Origin of the sequence: Streptomyces yerevanensis, from assembly GCF_000716805.1 — a bacterium.
GTDB lineage: Bacteria > Actinomycetota > Actinomycetes > Streptomycetales > Streptomycetaceae > Streptomyces > Streptomyces flaveus.
On sequence record NZ_JNWJ01000024.1, the window covers coordinates 80,930 to 99,783 of the forward strand.

Sequence of the window (18,854 nt, forward strand, 5' to 3'; positions counted from 1 at the left end):
GTGCTCACAGCTGGCCGACGTCGGTGACCTTGACGATGGCACGTCCCTCGGCGTCGGAGGCAGCGAGGTCGATCTCCGCGCTGATGCCCCAGTCGTGATCGCCGTTCGGGTCTGCGAAGGTCTGTCGCACGCGCCACAGGCCGTTCTGCGGCTCCTCCTCGATGAGCAGCAGTTTGGGGCCGCGTGCGTCGGGGCCGGTGCCGAGGTCGTCGTACTCGTCCCAGTACTTGTCCATGGCCTCGCCCCAGGCGTCGGCGTCCCAGCCGGACTCGGCGTCCATCTCCCCGAGTTCCCCGACCTGGTCGAGGGCGGCGAGCTCGACACGGCGGAACATGGCGTTGCGGACCAGGACGCGGAAGGCACGCGAGTTCGAGGTGACCGGCTTGACCTGGTCGGCCTTCTCCTGGGCCTCCTCGGCCGTCATCTCCTCCGGGTTGGCGAGCTGCTCCCACTCGTCGAGGAGGCTGGAGTCGACCTGCCGCACCATCTCGCCGAGCCAGGCGATCAGGTCCTCCAGATCGTCGGACTTGAGGTCGTCCGGGACGGTGTGATCAAGCGCCTTGTACGCGCTGGCGAGGTAGCGCAGCACGATGCCCTCCGTGCGGGCGAGTTCGTAGTGGGAGACGAACTCCGTGAAGGTCATGGCCCGTTCGTACATGTCACGGATGACGGACTTCGGCGACAGCGGATGGTCACCGACCCACGGGTGGCTCTTGCGGTAGGTGTTGTACGCGTGGAAGAGGAGCTCCTCCAGCGGCTTGGGGTACGACACGTCCTGGAGCCGCTCCATCCGCTCCTCGTACTCGACGCCATCCGCCTTCATCGCCGCGACAGCCTCGCCGCGGGCCTTGTTCTGCTGGGCAGCGAGGATCTGCCGGGGGTCGTCCAGCGTCGACTCGACGACGGACACCATGTCCAGCGCGTAGGAAGGGGACTCCGGTTCCAGAAGCTCGAACGCGGCGAGGGCGAAGGTGGACAGTGGCTGGTTGAGCGCGAAGTCCTGCTGCAGATCGACCGTCAGGCGCACGATGCGGCCCTCGGCGTCCGGCTCCTCGAGCTTCTCGACGATGCCGCCGTCCAGGAGCGAGCGGTAGATGGCGATCGCGCGCCGGATGTGCCGCAACTGCTGCTTGCGCGGCTCGTGGTTGTCCTCCAGCAGATGGCGCATCGCGTCGAAGGCGTTGCCGGGCCGGGCGATCACCGACAGAAGCATCGTGTGGGTGACGCGGAAGCGGGAGGTGAGCGGCTCCGGATCGGAGGAGATGAGCTTCTCGAAGGTGTTCTCCGTCCAGCCGACGAACCCCTCGGGAGCCTTCTTGCGGACCACCTTGCGACGCTTCTTCGGATCGTCGCCCGCTTTGGCGAGGGCCTTCTCGTTCTCGACGACGTGCTCGGGAGCCTGGGCGACGACGAATCCCGCCGTGTCGAAGCCGGCCCGTCCGGCGCGGCCCGCGATCTGGTGGAACTCACGCGCACGAAGCGTCCGCACACGGTTGCCGTCGTACTTCGCCAGAGCGGTGAACAGCACCGTGCGGATGGGGACGTTGACGCCGACACCGAGGGTGTCCGTGCCGCAGATGACCTTCAGGAGGCCGGCCTGCGCCAGCTTCTCCACCAGCCGCCGGTACTTGGGCAGCATCCCGGCGTGATGCACACCGATGCCGTGCCGGACGTAACGGGAAAGATTGCGGCCGAACTTGGTAGTGAAGCGGAAGTTGCCGATCAGCTCGGCGATCTGGTCCTTCTCCGCACGCGTGCACATGTTGATGCTCATCAGCGCCTGGGCCCGCTCCACCGCCTGAGCCTGAGTGAAGTGCACGATGTAGACGGGAGCCTGCTTGGTCTCGAGGAGCTCGGTGAGCGTCTCCGTGAGCGGCGTCAGCCGGTACTCGTAGGAGAGAGGCACAGGCCGGGTCGCCGAGCGGACGACCGAGGTGGGGCGGCCGGTCCGGCGAGTGAGGTCCTCCTCGAACATCGAGACATCGCCGAGCGTGGCCGACATCAGGATGAACTGGACCTGCGGCAGTTCGAGGATCGGGATCTGCCAGGCCCAGCCGCGGTCGCCCTCGGCGTAGAAATGGAACTCGTCCATGACGACCTGGCCGACATCGGCCCGCTTGCCGTCGCGCAGCGCGATGGACGCCAGGACCTCGGCTGTGCAGCAGATGACGGGGGCATCGGCGTTGACGGAGGCGTCGCCGGTCAGCATGCCGACGTTCTCGGTGCCGAAGAGCTTGCACAGCTCGAAGAACTTCTCCGAGACGAGCGCCTTGATCGGTGCCGTGTAGAAGGTGACCTCGTCACGGGCGAGCGCCGCGAAGTGCGCGCCGGCGGCGATCAGACTCTTGCCGGAGCCCGTGGGTGTCGACACGATCACGTTGGCACCCGACACCACCTCGATCAGCGCCTCCTCCTGGTGGGGGTAGAGCGCGATACCGCGTTCCCCGGTCCACGACTCGAAGGCTTCGTAGAGGGCGTCGGGATCTGCGGTCTGCGGCAGCTGATCGATAAGGGTCACGTCCCCATCTTGCCTGTGATCCCGGGCAATGAGGGAATCGGTTGCCGGACAGAAGATCACGAACGTTACGCTGTGGCGCCGACGAGGGATCAGCGCACCTGGACGACCGGGCGCGAGTACACGAGGAATGGGGCGGGCCACGGCCATGATGGGACCAGCACACTCACTGTCGGGGGCCGCGGCCTGGCTGGGCGTCGGAGCCGCGGCGGCCGCCGCCGGGTACACGATGCCCTGGCCGGTCCTCCTGGTCGGCGCGCTGATCTGCGCCGGCGCCGCGCTCGCCCCGGACCTCGACCACAAGGCGGCCACCATCTCGACGGCCTTCGGCCCCCTCTCACGGGGCCTGTGCGAGATCGTCGACAAGCTCTCGTACGCCGTCTACAAGGGGACGAAGAAGCAGGGCGACCCGCGTCGCTCGGGCGGGCACCGCACCCTGACGCACACCTGGCTGTGGGCGGCGCTGATCGGTGCGGGCACCTCCGCCATCGCGATCACAGGGGAGCGCTGGGCGGTCCTGGCGATCCTCTTCGTGCACATAGTGCTCGCCATCGAGGGGCTGCTGTGGCGGGCGACGCGTGGCCAGAGCGCCGACGTACTGGTCTGGCTGCTCGCCGCGACCAGCGCCTGGATCCTCGCGGGAGTCCTGGACCAGCCGGGCAACGGCTCCGACTGGCTGTTCACGGCGCCAGGCCAGGAGTACCTGTGGCTGGGGCTGCCGGTCGTCCTCGGCGCGCTGGTGCACGACATCGGGGACGCACTGACGGTGTCCGGCTGCCCGATCCTGTGGCCGATTCCCATAGGCCGCAAGCGCTGGTACCCGGTGGGGCCGCCCAAGGCGATGCGGTTCCGGGCGGGCAGCTGGGTCGAGCTGAAGGTGCTGATGCCGGTATTCATGGTGCTCGGAGGAGTGGGCTGCGCGGCGGCGCTCAACGTCATCTGAGCTGTCTACGCCGCGTCGTCCCCGCCCGAGGCCGGGCCACTGCTGCCGTACCGCTTCTCGAAGCGGGCGATCCGACCTTCCGTGTCCACGGTGCGTGCCTTGCCGGTGTGGAAGGGGTGGCTCTCCGAGGAGATCTCCACATCGACGACGGGGTACGTCCGCCCGTCGTCCCAGTCGATCGTCTGGTCGCTGGTCGCGGTGGACCGGGTGAGGAAGGCGTAGCCGGCGGCACGGTCGCGGAAGACGACCGGGTGGTAGTCGGGGTGCTTGTCCTGCTGCATATGTGCTCCTCGCATGGGGAGTCGGTGCGCGGGCAGGGGGCCGGGACTTGTGGATCAGCCGTACTGGGCGTCCTCGTCCACGATGTGCATGGCGGCCTCCTCCGCCGAGGCGGCGGCGCCGTCGATGCCGACATCGGTGGCGATCAGCCCGCTCTCCTCGTCCTCATGCGCACCTTCGTCGGGCGCCACGAGACGCCCGGAGCGGATGGCGCCCACCTCGTTGTCCAGGGGCTCGCCGTCGGAATCGAGGCTGTCGCCGATACCGTCCCCGTCGGACGGCGCGACCTCCGGCAGTTCCTCCGCGAGGCGTTCGTCCAGCGTCTCGCCGCGAAGCCGCTCGGCCGCGGTCACATCCCGGCGCTCCACGGCCCACGGCCGCTCCGGCGGCGACCAACCCCGGTCCAAGGGGTTGTTCACACCGTCGGATTCCAGGGTGTCCTCGGCGTCGAGCAACCCCGCGTCGTCCTGCACTTCGGACTGGTCGGGCTGGTAGACGTCGTCTCCCCATCCGTCGGTGCTGTCCACGGGTACCTCCAGGTGATGCGGGCCGACCCGCTGCCACCGCGTTCGGCGGCAGGCGCGCGGGCCGCCGGGCTCAGGCCTCGCTCATACGGAACCGGGCGGTGCCGGTGCGCTCCCCGAGCCCGTGCCCATGTCCACCCTTCCACCCCTGGCCGACACACCGCAACGCCACGGAGCGGACCGCCGGCCGGGCCCGCCCTCACGGGAGGGCATGGGCCCTGGCCAGACCACCGGTACGGCCGCGGTGCCGGTCCGCCCGAACACAGGCGGACCTGGCACCGGAGCGGTGACTCACCCGTGCCAGGACCGCCACAGCGCGGCGTACGCGCCGTCGGCGGTGACCAGTTGGTCGTGGCTGCCGAGTTCGCTGATGCGGCCGTTCTCGACGACGGCGATGACGTCGGCGTCGTGGGCGGTGTGCAGCCGGTGGGCGATGGCGACCACGGTGCGGCCGTCGAGGACGCGGGCCAGGGAGCGTTCCAGGTGGCGGGCGGCGCGCGGGTCGAGGAGCGAGGTGGCCTCGTCCAGGACCAGTGTGTGCGGATCGGCGAGCACCAGCCTGGCCAGCGCGATCTGCTGGGCCTGGGCCGGGGTGAGGCCAAGGCCGCCCGAGCCGACCTCGGTGTCCAGACCGTCGTCCAGCGCCTGTGCCCAGTCGTCGGCGTCGACGGCGTCGAGGGCCGCCCACAGTTCGGCGTCATCGGCATCTGTACGGGCGAGGAGCAGGTTGTCGCGCAGGGACCCCACGAAGACGTGGTGTTCCTGGTTGACCAGCGCCACATGGGAGCGGACGCGTTCGGCGGACATCTCGGACAGTTCGGCGCCGCCCAGGGTGATGTGGCCGACGCGGGGCGCGTAGATCCCGGCGAGCAGCCTGCCCAGCGTGGACTTGCCCGCGCCGGACGGGCCGACCAGGGCCAGCCGGGTGCCCGGCGCGACCTCCAGCGAGACCTTGCGCAGGACGTCGATGCCTTCCCGGTAACCGAAGTGCACCCGGTCGGCGCGCACCTCGCGCCCCTCCGGGTCCAGCGACCCGTCACCGGCATCCGGCTCGATGTCGCGCACGCCCACCAGCCGGGCCAGCGACACATGGGCCACCTGCAACTCGTCGTACCAGCGCAGGATCAGGCCCACCGGGTCGACGAGCATCTGCGCGATGAGCGCGCCCGTCGTCAGCTGGCCGACCCCGATCCAGCCCTGGAGCACAAAGTATCCGCCGATCATCAGGACCGAACCGAGGACCGTGACATGCGTGATGTTGATGACCGGGAAGAGCACCGTCCGCAGCCACAAGGTGTATCGCTCCCATGCGGTCCATTCCTGGACGCGCTGGTCCGACAGGTCGATGCGGCGCTCGCCCAGGCGGTGGGCCTCGACGGTGCGCCCGGCATCCACGGTCTCGGCGAGGACGGCGGCCACGGCGGCGTAACCGGCGGCCTCGGAGCGGTAGGCCGACGGCGCGCGCTTGAAGTACCAGCGGCAGCCTGCCACCAGGAGCGGGACAGCGACCAGCACAGCCGGTGCGAGCGGCGGTGCGGTCACGGCGAGCCCGCCGAGCAGCAGCGCCACCCACACCACACCGATGGCCAGTTGGGGCACGGCCTCGCGCATGGCGTTGGCGAGCCGGTCGATGTCCGTCGTGATCCGGGACAGCAGATCGCCCGTGCCGGCCCGCTCCAGGACACCCGGCGGCAGCCCCACCGACCGTACGAGGAAGTCCTCGCGCAGGTCGGCCAGCATGCGCTCGCCGAGCATGGCGCCACGCAGCCGCACCTGACGTACGAACACGGCCTGGACGACCAGCGCGAGGACGAAGATCGCGGCGGTGCGTTCCAGATGCAGTTCGCGCGCCGCGCCGGCGCTGTCGGAGACGCGCTCGACGAGGGAGCCCAGCAGGTAGGGGCCCACCATCGAGGCGACGACGGCGACCGTGTTGACGGTGATGAGCAGCAGGAAGGCCCGGCGGTGCCGTTGGAACAGTTCGGCCACGTAGGCGCGTACGGTCGCGGGTGCGCCGACGGGCAGGGTGTTCGCCGTCGTCGGGGCCGCCGGGTCGTAGGCCGGTGGCGCCACGCCGATCATGCGGTCTCCTCGATCTCTTCGAGTGCTTCCAGGTGGTCCATGTCGACTGCGGCGGCCTCGTCGTCGGTCTCACGGGTCACCACGGCTCGGTACCGGGGTTCGCTGTGCACCAGTTCGCGGTGCACGCCGACCGCGGCGACCTCGCCCTCATGGACGAGTACGACCCGGTCCGCGTGGTCCAGGAGCAGCGGGGACGAGGTGAAGACCACCGTCGTACGCCCTTGGCGCAGGGACCGGATGCCGTCGGCGATCCGCGCCTCGGTGTGCGAGTCGACGGCGGACGTCGGCTCGTCCAGGACGAGCACCTCCGGGTCCGTGATCAGGGACCGCGCCAGCGCGAGGCGCTGGCGCTGGCCTCCCGACAGGGAGCGACCGCGTTCGGTGATCCGGGCGTCCATCGGGTTCTCGGCGTCCAGCGAGCCCTGGGCGAGCGCGTCCAGGACGTCACCGCACTGCGCGGCGGCCAGCGCGTCCTCGGCACTGACGCCACCCGAGGCGGGCACGTCGAGCAGTTCGCGAAGGCTTCCGGACAGCAGCACCGGGTCCTTGTCCTGGACGAGGACAGCCGTGCGGGCGGAGTCGAGCGGCAGCTCGTCCAGCGGTACGCCGCCGAGGAACGCGGAGGGCAGATCCGAGGAGGCCGCGGCGTGTCCGCCGAGCCGCTCGGCCAGCACACCCGAAGCGTCCGGGTCGCCGCACACCACAGCGGTGAGCCGGCCGGCCGGAGCGAGCAGCCCGGTCGCCGGGTCGTACAGATCCCCGGCCGGCGCGACAGCCGCGCGCGAGCCCTCGCTGTCCATCGCGCGCTCCAGTGCCAGCACCCGGGCCGCACGTTTCGCGGACGGCCGGGAGAAGGAGTACGCCATCGCGATCTCCACGAAGTGGTGCAGGGGATACGACATGATCATGACGGCGCTGTACACGGTGATCATCTCGCCGACGGTGATCCGGCCCTCGCGGGCCAGGTTCACGCCGTGCCAGACGACCGCGATCAGCAGCAGACCGGGCAGCAGCACCTGGACCGCGGCGATCAGCGACCACATCCGGGCGCTGCGGACCGCGGCGTGGCGTACCTCCTGCGAGGCCCGGCGGTACCGGTCAAGGAACAGCTCCTCGCCGCCGATGCCGCGCAGCACGCGCAGACCCGCGACCGTGTCCGAGGCCAGCTCGGTGGCGCGGCCCGCCTTCTCGCGCTGGAAGTCGGCTCGCCTGGTGGCGCGCGGCAGCAGTGGCAGCACCGCGAGTGCCAGGACGGGCACGCCCACGGCGACGACGATCCCGAGCGCGGGCTCGTACACGACCAGGGCGACGCAGACGACGACGATGGTCACGGCGGCCGCGGTGAACCGCGACACGGCCTCCACGAACCAGCCGATCTTCTCCACGTCGCCCGTGGACACGGCGACCACCTCACCGGCCGCCACGCGCCGCGTCAGCGCGGAGCCCAACTGGGCGGTCCTACGGGCCAGCAGCTGCTGGACGCGGGCGGCCGCGGTGATCCAGTTGGTGACCGCGGTCCGGTGCAGCATGGTGTCGCCCACCGCGATACCGAGCCCGCACAGCGCGATCAGCCCACCCGCCAGAGCCAGCCGTGCGCCGGAGCGGTCCACGACGGCCTGGATGGCGAAACCGACACAGAAGGGCAGCCCGCACACGGAGAGGAAGTGCAGCAGTCCCCAGGCCAGGGACTTCAGCTGTCCGCCGAGTTGATTCCGGCCGAGCCACACCAGGAATCGGGGCCCCGAGCGAGCGTCCGGCACACCCGGGTCGGGATACGGAAGGTCTTGAATCTGCATGACGTCCCAGGGGCTCGTAGAACGGGGTGGGGGGAGGCAACAAACCGTGAAAGGTTCGCGCCACAGAGTGTCCGAAGGCAAACGATTTTCCGACGCCCGGCAAAGATTCGGCCCGGACCGCCCGCATATGGCCGGGATACCCCGGTGCCGGGCGCAATCATCCGGAACACGGTGCGACGATGGATCGCATGCGAATTGGCGGTGCGATGCGTACGGCAGCTGCGGCCGCGGCCTGTGGTGTCCTGCTCATGTCCCTGACGGCCTGCGGCGGTTCGGACGGCGGAAGCGGTGGCGAGAGCGACGCGCAGTCGAGTGACCGGCCGCGGCAGGCCCAGGCGCGCACCGTCGACCTCAAGCGCATCCCCGACGTCGGGGACAGGCTGCGGAAGCAGATCCCGGCCAACTCCCGCCAGGTCGTGGCGGTCTACGGCGAGGGCAAGGACTCGGCGGACTCCAGGATCGTCCTCTACACGAAGTCCGGTTCCACCTGGGACCAGGCGCGCAGTTGGCAGGGGCACAACGGCAAGAAGGGCTGGACCACCGACCACCGCGAGGGCGACAACCGCAGCCCTGTCGGAGTGTTCACGCTCAGCGACGCGGGCGGTGTCCTCCCCGACCCGGGTGCCAAGCTTCCGTACACGCGGTCCGCAGGCTTCCAGGCCCCGCGCTACTGGGCCAAGTCGCACTGGCACGACTTCGACTACGTCATCGCCATCGACTACAACCGGATCAAGGGCACCTCGCCCAACGATCCGACCCGTCCCCAGGGCCAGTCCAAGGGCGGCAGCATCTGGCTGCACATGGACCACGGCAGCGGTACGTCGGCCTGTGTGAGCCTGCCCAAGTCGGGCATGGAGTACCTCCTGCGCACCCTCGACCCGGCCAGGCACCCGGTCGTGGTGATGGGCGACAAGGCGAACCTCAAGGCCTGACGAACGTTGGCCCGAGGCCTCATTGCGGGCAGCGCCAACTCCCCGTAGAACTCCGGCCATGAGAAGACGGATCATCATGTCCATGCTCGCCGGAGCAACCCTCGTGGCGAGCACCCTCCTCGGCGCGGCCCCCGCACCGGCCGCCCCGTCCCACGCCCCAGCCGCCGATTCCGCCGCCCCGCCCGCCGAGTTCGGCACCGACTGGCATGACCCCCTGACCGCCGCCCCGCCCGTCACCACACCCGACGACGCGAAGTCCTGCGACATCACGGTTGCCGAAGCTCAGTTCCGCGACTTCACGCCGTACAAGGGCACGTACACACCCCCGCGCGGCTGCGGCGACCGATGGAGCAAGGTCGTGCTGCGGCTCGACGGCAAGGTGAAGGGGCGGCAGTTCGACCGGCTCGGCTATCTGCACATCGGCGGAGTCGAGGTCTTCCGCACCTCCACCCCGCAGCCCTCGCCGGACGGCATCGAATGGTCGGTGGAGAAGGACGTCACGCGCTACAGCGACACGTTCCGGCAGAGCCAGGACGTCGAGATGCTCATCGGGAACGTCGTCGACGACACGTACACGGGCATCATCGACGTCAAGGTGACGCTGACCTTCTACGAGGGCAGGCCCGCGGCCACCACCCCCGACCGCGTCCTCACCCTCCAGGACGGCACCCTCACCACGCCCCGCAACAGCGAACGCATCGTCGCCGAGGTGTACGCCACTGGATCCGGTGGTGGCTGCGAGGAGTACTGGTATCTGACGGTGCCCGAGACCGCGCCGTACTCCTGCAAGGCGGACGACGGCCCCTACCGCGAGGTGCAGATCAAGGTCGACGGGCAACTGGCGGGCATCGCCACGCCGTTCCCGACCGTGTGGACCGGCGGCTGGTCCAATCCCTTTCTCTGGTACGTGATTCCGGGGCCGCGCGCCTTCGACATCAAGCCCATCGAGTACGACCTGACACCCTTCGCGGGGCTGCTCAACGACGGCCGTCCGCACCGGATCGAGGTCTCGGTGGTCGGCGTTCCGGAGGGGCAGTCCGGCTGGAGCACCCCGGTGAACGTCCTCGTCCAGCAGGATGCCAAGAGCAGGCAGGTGACCGGAAAGCTGACCGCGCACAAGGCGGGCGACCTCGCCAACTCCTCGACGTACACGCCCGGTTCGGAGCACCGGCTGGACACCGACGCCGGTCACCGGCTGACCGTGTCCGGGTATGTCGACACGTCGCACGGCCGCGTGACGACCACCATCAGCCGCAAGCTGGCCAACAAATCCGTGCACCGGTGGACCGACGGCGAGAACAGCGACGCCCTGAAGGCGACCTGGACCGACGACGAGACGATCACCGTCGACGGGCGCGGACCGGCCAAGTCGACCCGCATGCACCGCACGTACACGATGGACGGCACCACGACGCTCGGCGCCGGGGACCGGCTGCGGACCGTCATGTCGCTGGGGGACCGGGCCATGATCCTGGAGACGCGGGGAGGCCGGCGCACAGCCTGGTCCCGGCTCGACGACAGCTACGCGGGCGACGCGACGTATACGGCGAATGTGCCTCGCGACCAGCGGCGTGCGGTCGGCACGACGAGCGAGCGCTACCGGATGTACGGCTCGGCCGGTTGCTACGACCGGAGCCTGGTCACCGTGCAGGGGGCGCTCACCGAGGATCGAGACGGCTGCTGAGAGCAGAGCCTGTGTGACGTGTCACACCCTCCATCATTTACATGGACGTGACATGGGCGTTGTCAGCGGTAGCAAACTCCCCCGATAGTGATCGACGCGGAAGTGCTTTTCCGCATCACAGAAGTCCCATTCGGAGGAGTGCCCGTGCCGCCGCCTGTACCGTCCCCAACGCGACGCGTCGCACGCATATTGCGTACCTCATTGTTCGCGCAGGTCGCCGTCGCCCTTGTGCTCGGAATCGTCGTCGGAAGGTTGTGGCCGGACACGGCCACAACCTTCCAGCCGCTCGGCGACGGTTTCATCCGGCTCATCAAAACGGTGATCTCGCCGCTCGTGTTCTGCGTGGTCGTCGTCGGCATCGCCAAAGCCGGCAACCTCAAGGCCTTCGGGCGGATCGGGCTCAAGGCCCTGATCTGGTTCGAGGTCGCCTCTACGGCCGCGTTGATCATCGGCTTGGTCGCCGCCAACGTGGTCAGTCCCGGCTCCGGCATGAACGTCGACCCGTCGCAGCTCGACACCTCGGCGGTCGACGACAAGACCGCGGGCGGTTCACTGCCGTCGACCACCGAGTTCATCCTGGAAGCGCTGCCGCAGAGCGCGGTCGGCGCCTTCGCCGAGAACTCGCTGCTTCAAGTGCTGGTGCTGGCCTGCCTCGTCGGTGCCGCGCTGCTGCACCTCGGCCAGACCAAGGTTCCCAAGATCCTGCCGGCCATCGAGCAGGCCCAGGAGGTCATCTTCGCGATCGTCGGCTTCGTGATGAAGCTGGCGCCGCTCGCCGTGTTCGGCGCGATGGTCCACCTGGTGGGGGAGTACGGGCTGGGCGTGATGAAGACGTACGGCAAGCTCATCATCCTCTGCTACGCCGTCGCCGCGATCTTCCTCGTGCTGCTCGGCGTCGCGCTGAAGCTGGTCACCGGGCTCAGCCTGTGGAAGTTCGTGCGCTACACGCGCGAGGAGATGCTGCTCGCGCTCGGCACCGCCTCCAGTGAATCCGTCCTGCCGCGCATGATGCAGAAGCTGCGCCAGGCGGGCGCCCGCGACGACGCCGTGGGCCTGGTGCTGCCCACCGGCTACTCGTTCAACCTCGACGGCGCCTCCATCTACCTCTCCATCGGCACGCTGTTCATCGCGCAGGCCGTCGGGGTGGACCTCAGCCTGAGCCAGCAGATCACCGTGGTCCTGGTCCTCATGCTGACCAGCAAGGGCATGGCCGGCATCCCCGGTTCGGCCTTCCTCGCCCTGTCGGCGACCGCCTCCTCGCTCGGCGCCATCCCCGCCGGGGCCGTGGCCCTGCTGCTCGGCGTCGACCGCATCATGGACTCGATGCGCGTCGTCACCAACCTGCTCGGCAACTGCGTCGCCGTGTTCGCGGTGTCGAAGTGGGAGGGGGCGCTCGACACGGAGCGGGCCAAGAAGATGCTCGACGGTGAGATCGCGTTCGTGGAGGAAGACGAGGCCGACGAGGACACGCCGAAGACGGAGACCGCCGCGGATGCGCCGAAGACGGAGGCGCCCGCTTCCGAGGACACCGCTTCCGAGGACACCGCTTCCGAAGGCGCGGCTTCGGAAGGCACCGAGGTCAAGACGTCGGCCAAGTAGCCCGCAGGCGAAGCGAGTTGAAAAACGGGGCCCGGCGTACCACACGCCGGGCCCCGTTCTGTCAGTCCTCCACCGCGGGCATCCCGTCGACCAACGTGTCCAGCAGCCCCCCGAGCGCCTTGCGTTGCTCGTCCGTCAGGGGGGCCAGGATGTCCTCCGCCGCGGCCCGGCGCGCGCCGCGCAGCTCGCGCAGCGCCCGGCGCCCGTCGTCCGTGAGCTCGATCCGTATCACCCGGCGATTGGTCGGGTCGGGTACGCGACGCACCTTGCCGCTCGCCTCCAGACCGTCGACCAGCGTCGTCACGGCCCGGGGCACCACCTCCAGACGCTCGGCCAGATCGGTCATGCGCGGCGGCGAACTGTAGGGCGCGAGGGTACGCAACAGCCGTGACTGGGCCGGGGTGATACCGAGCCCGCGCTGCTCCAGATGACGCTTCTGGATGCGGTGCACACGACGGGTCAACCGCAGCAACTGCTCGGCGAGCACGCCGTCGGCGTCGGGGGTGTTCATAGCGGGAACAATATCAGGACGTTGTGCATTGTGAGTATAGGTAACAATGAGCTACGCTCCCTCAGATATCGTCCTCACACACCCCGTAGGAGCCCATGCCCCGCGACGAAGTCACCTGGACACCGCCACCTGTCGAACCCGGACAACCGCGGCAGGTGCGCCGCATCCTGAAGCTCTTCCATCCCTACCGCGGCCGGCTCGCCGTCGTCGGCCTGCTCGTCGGCGCCGCGTCGCTGGTCTCGGTCGCCACGCCCTTCATGCTGAAGGAGGTCCTCGACACCGCGATCCCGCAGGGCCGCACCGGCCTGCTGAGCCTGCTCGCGCTCGGGATGATCCTCAGCGCCGTACTCACCAGCGTCTTCGGCGTGCTGCAGACCCTCATCTCCACGACGGTCGGGCAGCGCGTCATGCACGACCTGCGCACCGCCGTCTACGACCGGCTGCAGCGCATGTCGCTCGCCTTCTTCACCAGAACGCGCACGGGCGAGGTCCAGTCGCGTATCGCGAACGACATCGGCGGCATGCAGGCCACGGTCACCTCGACGGCCACCTCACTGGTCTCCAACCTCACCAGCGTCATCGCCACGATCGTCGCGATGGTCGCCCTGGACTGGCGGCTGACCGTCGTCTCGCTGCTTCTGCTGCCCCTGTTCGTATGGATCAGCCGCAGGGTCGGCAACGAACGCAAGAAGATCACCACCCAGCGGCAGAAGCAGATGGCCGTGATGGCCGCCACGGTCACCGAATCGCTCTCCGTCGGCGGCATCCTGCTCGGCCGCACCATGGGCCGCACCGACTCGCTCACCCGGTCCTTCGCGGACGAGTCCGAGGGTCTCGTCGACCTCGAAGTGCGGTCGAACATGGCGGGGCGCTGGCGCATGGCCGTCATCTCGATCGTCATGGCCGCCATGCCCGCCGTCATCTACTGGACCGCGGGCCTGGCGCTCCAGTTCAGCGGCCCCGCCGTCTCCATCGGCACGCTCGTCGCCTTCGTCTCGCTCCAGCAGGGCCTGTTCCGGCCGACCGTCAGCCTGCTCTCCACCGGTGTGCAGATCCAGACCTCGCTCGCCCTGTTCCAGCGCATCTTCGAGTACCTCGACCTGCCCATCGACATCACCGAGCCCGAGCGCCCGGTCCACCTCGACCAGGTCAAGGGCGAAGTCCGCTTCGAGGACGTCGAGTTCCGCTACGACGACAAGAGCGCGCCGATACTGGACGGCATCGACATCACCGTCCCCGCGGGCGGCAGCCTCGCCGTCGTCGGCGCCACCGGTGCCGGAAAGTCCACGCTCAGCTATCTCGTGCCCCGGCTGTACGACGTCACCGGGGGCCGCGTCACGCTCGACGGGGTCGACGTGCGGGACCTGGACTTCGACACGCTCGCGCGCGCGGTCGGCGTCGTCTCCCAGGAGACGTACCTCTTCCATGCCTCCGTCGCCGACAACCTGCGCTTCGCCAAGCCGGACGCCACCGACGAGGAGCTGCACACCGCTGCGAAGGCCGCCCAGATCCACGACCACATCGCGTCCCTGCCCGACGGCTACGACACGTTGGTGGGCGAACGCGGACATCGCTTCTCCGGGGGTGAGAAGCAGCGCCTCGCCATCGCCCGCACCATCCTGCGCGACCCGCCCGTGCTGATCCTCGACGAGGCGACCAGCGCGCTGGACACCCGCACCGAGCGCGCCGTGCAGGAGGCCATCGACGCCCTCTCGGCCAACCGGACCACGCTCGCCATCGCCCACCGGCTGTCCACCATTCGGGGCGCCGACCAGATCGTGGTCCTGGACTCCGGGCGCACGGTCGAACGCGGCACGCACGAGGAGCTGTTGGAGCGCGAGGGCCGTTACGCCGCTCTGGTCCGCCGGGACGCCCAACTGGAGCCAACAAGATGAAGATATGCCGGATTTGCTCCCTTATGCGGGTTAGCGTGCCCGCATGCAGACCCACACTCCGCCACGGAGACCGATTCGACTGACGCGCCGGGGCCGGATCGCCCTCATCGCGACCGGTGCCTTCGTGGCGGCCACCGCCGTGGCGGTGCCGCTGCTGAGCACGGACGAGGCCGAGGGGCCGGAGCTCCTGGTGATCCCGGAGGGCTGGCGCGCCGGCCAGGTGTACAAGGCCGTCGACAAGGCCCTCGCCCTGCCCGCGGGCACCACCAAGAAGTTCATGGGCGCGGCCCGTCTGGGGCTCCCCGAGGACGCGAACGGCAATCCCGAGGGCTACCTCTTTCCGGCCACGTATCCGATCGACGAGAAGTCGACTCCGGCGTCCCTGCTCTCGTACATGGTCAATACGGCGAACAAGAAGTTCAGCGGCGGCACGGTCACGGCCGGGGCCGAGCGGAACGCGATGAGCGTCTATCAGACGGTCACCGTCGCGAGCATGGTCCAGGCCGAGTCGGACACCAAGGCGGACATGGGCAAGGTGGCGCGCGTCATCTACAACCGCCTCGCCCGCGGTATGCCGCTCCAGATGGACTCGACGATCAACTACGCGCTGAACCGCACCACACTCCGCACCAGTGAGAGCGAGACCAAGCTCAGCAGCCCGTACAACACGTACCAGCGGATGGGCCTGCCGCCCACGCCGATCGCCAACCCCGGCGAGGCCGCGATGCGTGCCGCGGTCAGTCCGGAGCAGGGCGACTGGCTGTACTTCGTCATGGTCAAGCCGGGCGACACACGTTTCACGGCCGACTACGAGCAACACAAGAAGAACGTCGCGGAGTTCAACCGCCACCGCCGGAGCGCGTCCGCGTCCCGCTGAGCCGTGGCCCAGCGGACCTCACGCGGCGACCGGCACCCCCGCCAGCAGCCGGCGGATGTCCCGTACCGCTGAGCGCCCGGCACGGTTGGCGCCGATCGTGCTGGCCGACGGCCCGTACCCGACCAGATGGATGCGCGGATCGGCGACCGCACGCGTCCCCTCGACCCGGATGCCGCCGCCCGGCTCCCGCAGCCGCAGGGGTGCCAGATGGTCGATCGCCGCGCGGAAACCAGTCGCCCACAGGATGACGTCGGCGTCAACACGGCGCCCGTCGTCCCATTCCACGCCGTCCGGAGTGATCCGGTCGAACATCGGCAGTCGGTCCAGGACACCGTCATCGATCGCCCGCCGGATCGTGTCGTTGAGCGGCAGCCCCGTCACCGACACGACACTCTGGGGCGGAAGCCCCTGCCGGACCCGTTCCTCGACGAGTGCGACCGCGGCCCGCCCCGTGCCCTCGTCGAAGGGCCCCTCGTGGAAGACCGGCGGTCGCCGCGTCACCCACGTGGTCTCGGCCGCGTACGGCGCGATCTCCATCAGATGCTGTGTGCCGGAGGTGCCGCCGCCCACGACGACGACCCGCTGACCGGCGAACTCCTCGGGACCGGGGTACTGAGCCGTGTGCAACTGCCGCCCCCGGAAGGTCTCCTGGCCCGGATAGCGGGGCCAGAACGGCCGGTCCCAGGTGCCCGTCGCATTGATCAGCGCCCGCGTCGACCATGTCCCCGCCGAAGTCTCCACGAGCAGGCGCCCTCGGTCGCCCTCACGCACGGTCCGTACGTCGACGGGCCGCCGTACGCGCAGGTCGAAGGTCTGCTCGTAATGGTCGAAGTACTCCGCGATGACCTCGGAGGACGGGCGGGCCGGGTCCGCGTCCATCAGTTCCATGCCGGGCAGCGAATGCATCCCGTGCACCTTGCCGTACGTGAGCGAGGGCCACCGGAACTGCCATGCGCCGCCCGGCTGTGGCGCGTGGTCCAGAACCACGAAGTCCCGCTCCGGCTCGAAGCCGGTGCGCCGCAGGTGGTAGGCGCTGGACAGTCCGGCCTGCCCAGCCCCGATGACGACCACGTCGACTTCTCGTGCCGCGTCTTGTACCCCGGTTTCGTTCACGCTTCTACTAACTCGGCGGGGAGTCCGGATCTTCCCGTCAGCGCCCACTCGTGACAGACAGCGGCACGCCTTCCCGGGCGGCGACAGGCGGCGGAGGCCACTCGCTGCAGGTCGATGTGACCGCGCGTGGTGAGCAGGGCTGAACGCAGCAGGCCGCCGAAAGCAGCCAGATGGACCGTGCACGGTCAGCGGCGTCTCGCGAAGTGGGCTGCGTGTATCACCTGTCAGGCGACCGGCCAGGGCACGGGACCCGGCCGATGCGCCAGGATTGACTCATGTCCGATGCCTTCACCACCCGCGTACTGAACGTCGCCACCGGCTCCTCGGAGAGGATCGTCGACCTCACCCATGAATGCGAGGCCTTCCTCGGGGAGGCGGCGGGCGACCGTGACGGCCTGCTGAACATTTTCGTGCCGCACGCCACCGCCGGAGTCGCGATCATCGAGACCGGAGCCGGCAGCGACGACGACCTCCTCGCCGCCCTCCACACCCTGCTCCCCGCCGACGACCGCTGGCAGCACCGCCACGGCAGCCCCGGCCACGGCCGCGACCACGTACTCCCCGCGCTTGTGCCCCCGCACGCCACGCTGCCGGTCCTGAGGGGCCGCCTGGAGTTGGGGACCTGGCAGTCGGTGTGCCTGGTCGATACGAATCGCGATAATTCGGACAGGCGGGTTCGTTTGTCGTTCCTCGGCTGAGGGTGCGAGCAGTTTCCGTGCCGCTCTGCCGGTGGAGAGCCCTCTGACGTCTGGCTGGTCAGAACAACTCCGACGACAGTAGTTCGGCGGCGGGCCGCAGAGTCCAGAGGTCGCCGCCGGGCGGTGGGGTGAGCCGGGGCAGCGCCGCCTGCGCGTTGCGGTCGCCCGCGTCGGCGGCTGCGTGGATGACGTCGTCCGCCTTCCATATCTCGAAGTTCGACTCGGGGTAGGGCCAGGGCACCGTGCCCGTAGCGGCCGGGAGGAGGAAGTCGACGGCCTTGAACACGCTCTGGCCGTCGGGGCCCTGATACTTCCAGAGGTTGATGCCTACGTGCCGTCCGACGTCGGCGAGCCGGGTCAGGGCGAGCAGGTTGAAGGCGGAGTAGTGGTAGCTACGGGTGCGGCGGATCTCCTGCGGCTGGCTGCCGTCTGGGGAGATGCCCTGGTCGATGCGGGTGGTCCGCGCCTGGGCGACGGTCTGGCGGGCCAGTTGGGGGCGCCCGACGGCCAGCGCGATGGCGGCCACCTGCATGTCGGCGAAGGTGCCGTGGTTGTTGACGGCCGCGGATTCCGCCTTACCGAAGTCGCTTGTGGTCAGCCAGTCGAGGAACTGGGTGGACCAGGAGCGGAATCCGTCATGGTCGGCAGGGGTCCAGCCGGGGGCGCCGGTGTCCAGGATCGCGGCCGCGTCGAGCAGGCTCGTGAAGCCCAGGGAGAATTCGATGAGACCGGCCGCCCGGCCGTCGTCACCACAGGGCACGAACTGGGCGTTGATCAGGCGTGGGTTCATCCTCGTCTCCGGAGTGACGAACCAGGTGCGCAGGATGTCGGCCGCGTGCCGGGCGTACGCGGCCTCGCCGGTGTAGTGCCAGGCGAGGCTGAGGGTGTAGGTGGATGCGAAGACGTAGGCACGCTCGGCGTGGTCGGGGATCAGGTCGGCTTCCGGGTTGCGCTGGCCGTCCTTGCTCACGTACGGGCAGCCCAACGGGTTGTCGGGCGTCTTCGGCTGGCTGGGCCACCAGTACGGGGCCTGACTCAGGTAGTCGTGCTTGTCACCGCTGGGCGGGGTCTGCGCCTTGTCGGTGACGCTCCACGGCCCCTGGCCGAGCCAGTTGTCGGCCTGCCGGACCAGGTCGGCGAGAGCGCGTCGCCGCACCGGGTCGCCCTGGTTGAGGCGTTGTTTCGCGTGCACCAGGCGTTTGCCGTCGAGCACGACGGTTCGGGGAACGCGCTGCTCGGCTACCACCGTGCCGGCCGGGACAGCCGCTCCGGTCGGGACCGCGGCGACGAGCAGCGACAAGATGGCCACGCCGAGGGACAACAGGCCAACGGTACGTTTGTGCATGACGGCTCCTCATCACATGGATGAACGACGTTCACATGCGTACCTGTTGGACGGTAAGAGC

At 69.4% G+C, this 18,854-nt stretch carries 16 protein-coding genes; 7 read left to right on the top strand and 9 right to left on the bottom strand.

Going from position 1 to position 18,854, the window contains the following annotated elements; genetic code table 11:
- Window positions 1-4: 4 nt before the first annotated feature.
- A complete protein-coding gene (locus OP79_RS24675) occupies window positions 5-2,518 on the bottom strand; it encodes a DEAD/DEAH box helicase (RefSeq protein ID WP_033322924.1) in 2,514 nt (837 codons plus the stop codon).
- Window positions 2,519-2,663: 145 nt separating this feature from the next.
- Here OP79_RS24675 and OP79_RS24680 point away from each other — a divergent pair, with 145 nt between their 5' ends.
- A complete protein-coding gene (locus tag OP79_RS24680) occupies window positions 2,664-3,458 on the top strand; it encodes a metal-dependent hydrolase (protein WP_033322926.1) in 795 nt (264 codons plus the stop codon).
- 5 nt (window positions 3,459-3,463) lie between these two features.
- On the opposite strand, the gene OP79_RS24685 is transcribed toward OP79_RS24680, so the two are convergent.
- From OP79_RS24685 to OP79_RS24700, 4 genes are all read right to left on the bottom strand, one after another.
- Window positions 3,464-3,739 (bottom strand): type B 50S ribosomal protein L31, encoded by a 276-nt coding sequence (locus OP79_RS24685; RefSeq protein WP_033322927.1) that lies wholly within the window; start codon window positions 3,737-3,739, stop codon window positions 3,464-3,466.
- A gap of 54 nt (window positions 3,740-3,793) precedes the next feature.
- Window positions 3,794-4,264, bottom strand: coding sequence for a DUF5709 domain-containing protein (locus OP79_RS24690; protein WP_033322929.1), 471 nt, complete (start codon window positions 4,262-4,264; stop codon window positions 3,794-3,796).
- A gap of 288 nt (window positions 4,265-4,552) precedes the next feature.
- Window positions 4,553-6,343 (bottom strand): ABC transporter ATP-binding protein, encoded by a 1,791-nt coding sequence (locus OP79_RS24695; protein ID WP_033322930.1) that lies wholly within the window; start codon window positions 6,341-6,343, stop codon window positions 4,553-4,555.
- A complete protein-coding gene (locus OP79_RS24700; protein ID WP_033322932.1) occupies window positions 6,340-8,139 on the bottom strand; it encodes an ABC transporter transmembrane domain-containing protein in 1,800 nt (599 codons plus the stop codon). Before OP79_RS24700 ends, OP79_RS24695 begins: the two co-directional genes overlap by 4 nt.
- A 188-nt stretch (window positions 8,140-8,327) precedes the next feature.
- Between OP79_RS24700 and OP79_RS24705 the strand changes: the two genes are divergently transcribed.
- The 3 genes from OP79_RS24705 (at window position 8,328) to OP79_RS24715 (ending at window position 12,354) form a co-directional block, all read left to right on the top strand.
- Complete coding sequence (locus tag OP79_RS24705; protein WP_211270859.1) at window positions 8,328-9,071, top strand: hypothetical protein; 744 nt, start codon at window positions 8,328-8,330, stop codon at window positions 9,069-9,071.
- 58 nt (window positions 9,072-9,129) lie between these two features.
- A complete protein-coding gene (locus tag OP79_RS24710; RefSeq protein WP_033322936.1) occupies window positions 9,130-10,755 on the top strand; it encodes a peptide-N4-asparagine amidase in 1,626 nt (541 codons plus the stop codon).
- Window positions 10,756-10,899: 144 nt separating this feature from the next.
- Window positions 10,900-12,354 carry a cation:dicarboxylate symporter family transporter gene (locus OP79_RS24715; protein ID WP_033322939.1) on the top strand — a complete coding sequence of 485 codons (1,455 nt, stop codon included), beginning with the start codon at window positions 10,900-10,902 and terminating at the stop codon, window positions 12,352-12,354.
- Between the two features lie 61 nt (window positions 12,355-12,415).
- Here OP79_RS24715 and OP79_RS24720 read toward each other — a convergent pair whose 3' ends face one another.
- Window positions 12,416-12,865, bottom strand: coding sequence for a MarR family winged helix-turn-helix transcriptional regulator (locus OP79_RS24720; protein WP_033322941.1), 450 nt, complete (start codon window positions 12,863-12,865; stop codon window positions 12,416-12,418).
- A gap of 95 nt (window positions 12,866-12,960) precedes the next feature.
- Between OP79_RS24720 and OP79_RS24725 the strand changes: the two genes are divergently transcribed.
- Together OP79_RS24725 and mltG are read left to right on the top strand one after the other, a co-directional pair.
- Complete coding sequence (locus OP79_RS24725; protein ID WP_033322943.1) at window positions 12,961-14,760, top strand: ABC transporter ATP-binding protein; 1,800 nt, start codon at window positions 12,961-12,963, stop codon at window positions 14,758-14,760.
- A gap of 43 nt (window positions 14,761-14,803) precedes the next feature.
- Window positions 14,804-15,637: an endolytic transglycosylase MltG gene (mltG, locus tag OP79_RS24730; RefSeq protein ID WP_033322946.1), complete on the top strand. Its 834-nt coding sequence runs from the start codon at window positions 14,804-14,806 to the stop codon at window positions 15,635-15,637.
- Between the two features lie 18 nt (window positions 15,638-15,655).
- Here mltG and OP79_RS24735 read toward each other — a convergent pair whose 3' ends face one another.
- Together OP79_RS24735 and OP79_RS58580 are read right to left on the bottom strand one after the other, a co-directional pair.
- Window positions 15,656-16,750: an NAD(P)-binding domain-containing protein gene (locus OP79_RS24735; protein ID WP_033322948.1), complete on the bottom strand. Its 1,095-nt coding sequence runs from the start codon at window positions 16,748-16,750 to the stop codon at window positions 15,656-15,658.
- Window positions 16,747-16,920, bottom strand: a complete 174-nt coding sequence (locus OP79_RS58580; RefSeq protein WP_425428601.1) for a putative leader peptide — start codon at window positions 16,918-16,920, stop codon at window positions 16,747-16,749. Before OP79_RS58580 ends, OP79_RS24735 begins: the two co-directional genes overlap by 4 nt.
- 105 nt (window positions 16,921-17,025) lie before the next feature.
- Between OP79_RS58580 and OP79_RS24740 the strand changes: the two genes are divergently transcribed.
- A complete protein-coding gene (locus tag OP79_RS24740; RefSeq protein ID WP_033322950.1) occupies window positions 17,026-17,448 on the top strand; it encodes a secondary thiamine-phosphate synthase enzyme YjbQ in 423 nt (140 codons plus the stop codon).
- A gap of 58 nt (window positions 17,449-17,506) precedes the next feature.
- Here OP79_RS24740 and OP79_RS24745 read toward each other — a convergent pair whose 3' ends face one another.
- Window positions 17,507-18,793 (bottom strand): alginate lyase family protein, encoded by a 1,287-nt coding sequence (locus OP79_RS24745; RefSeq protein ID WP_033322951.1) that lies wholly within the window; start codon window positions 18,791-18,793, stop codon window positions 17,507-17,509.
- Between the last annotated feature and the right edge of the window lie 61 nt (window positions 18,794-18,854).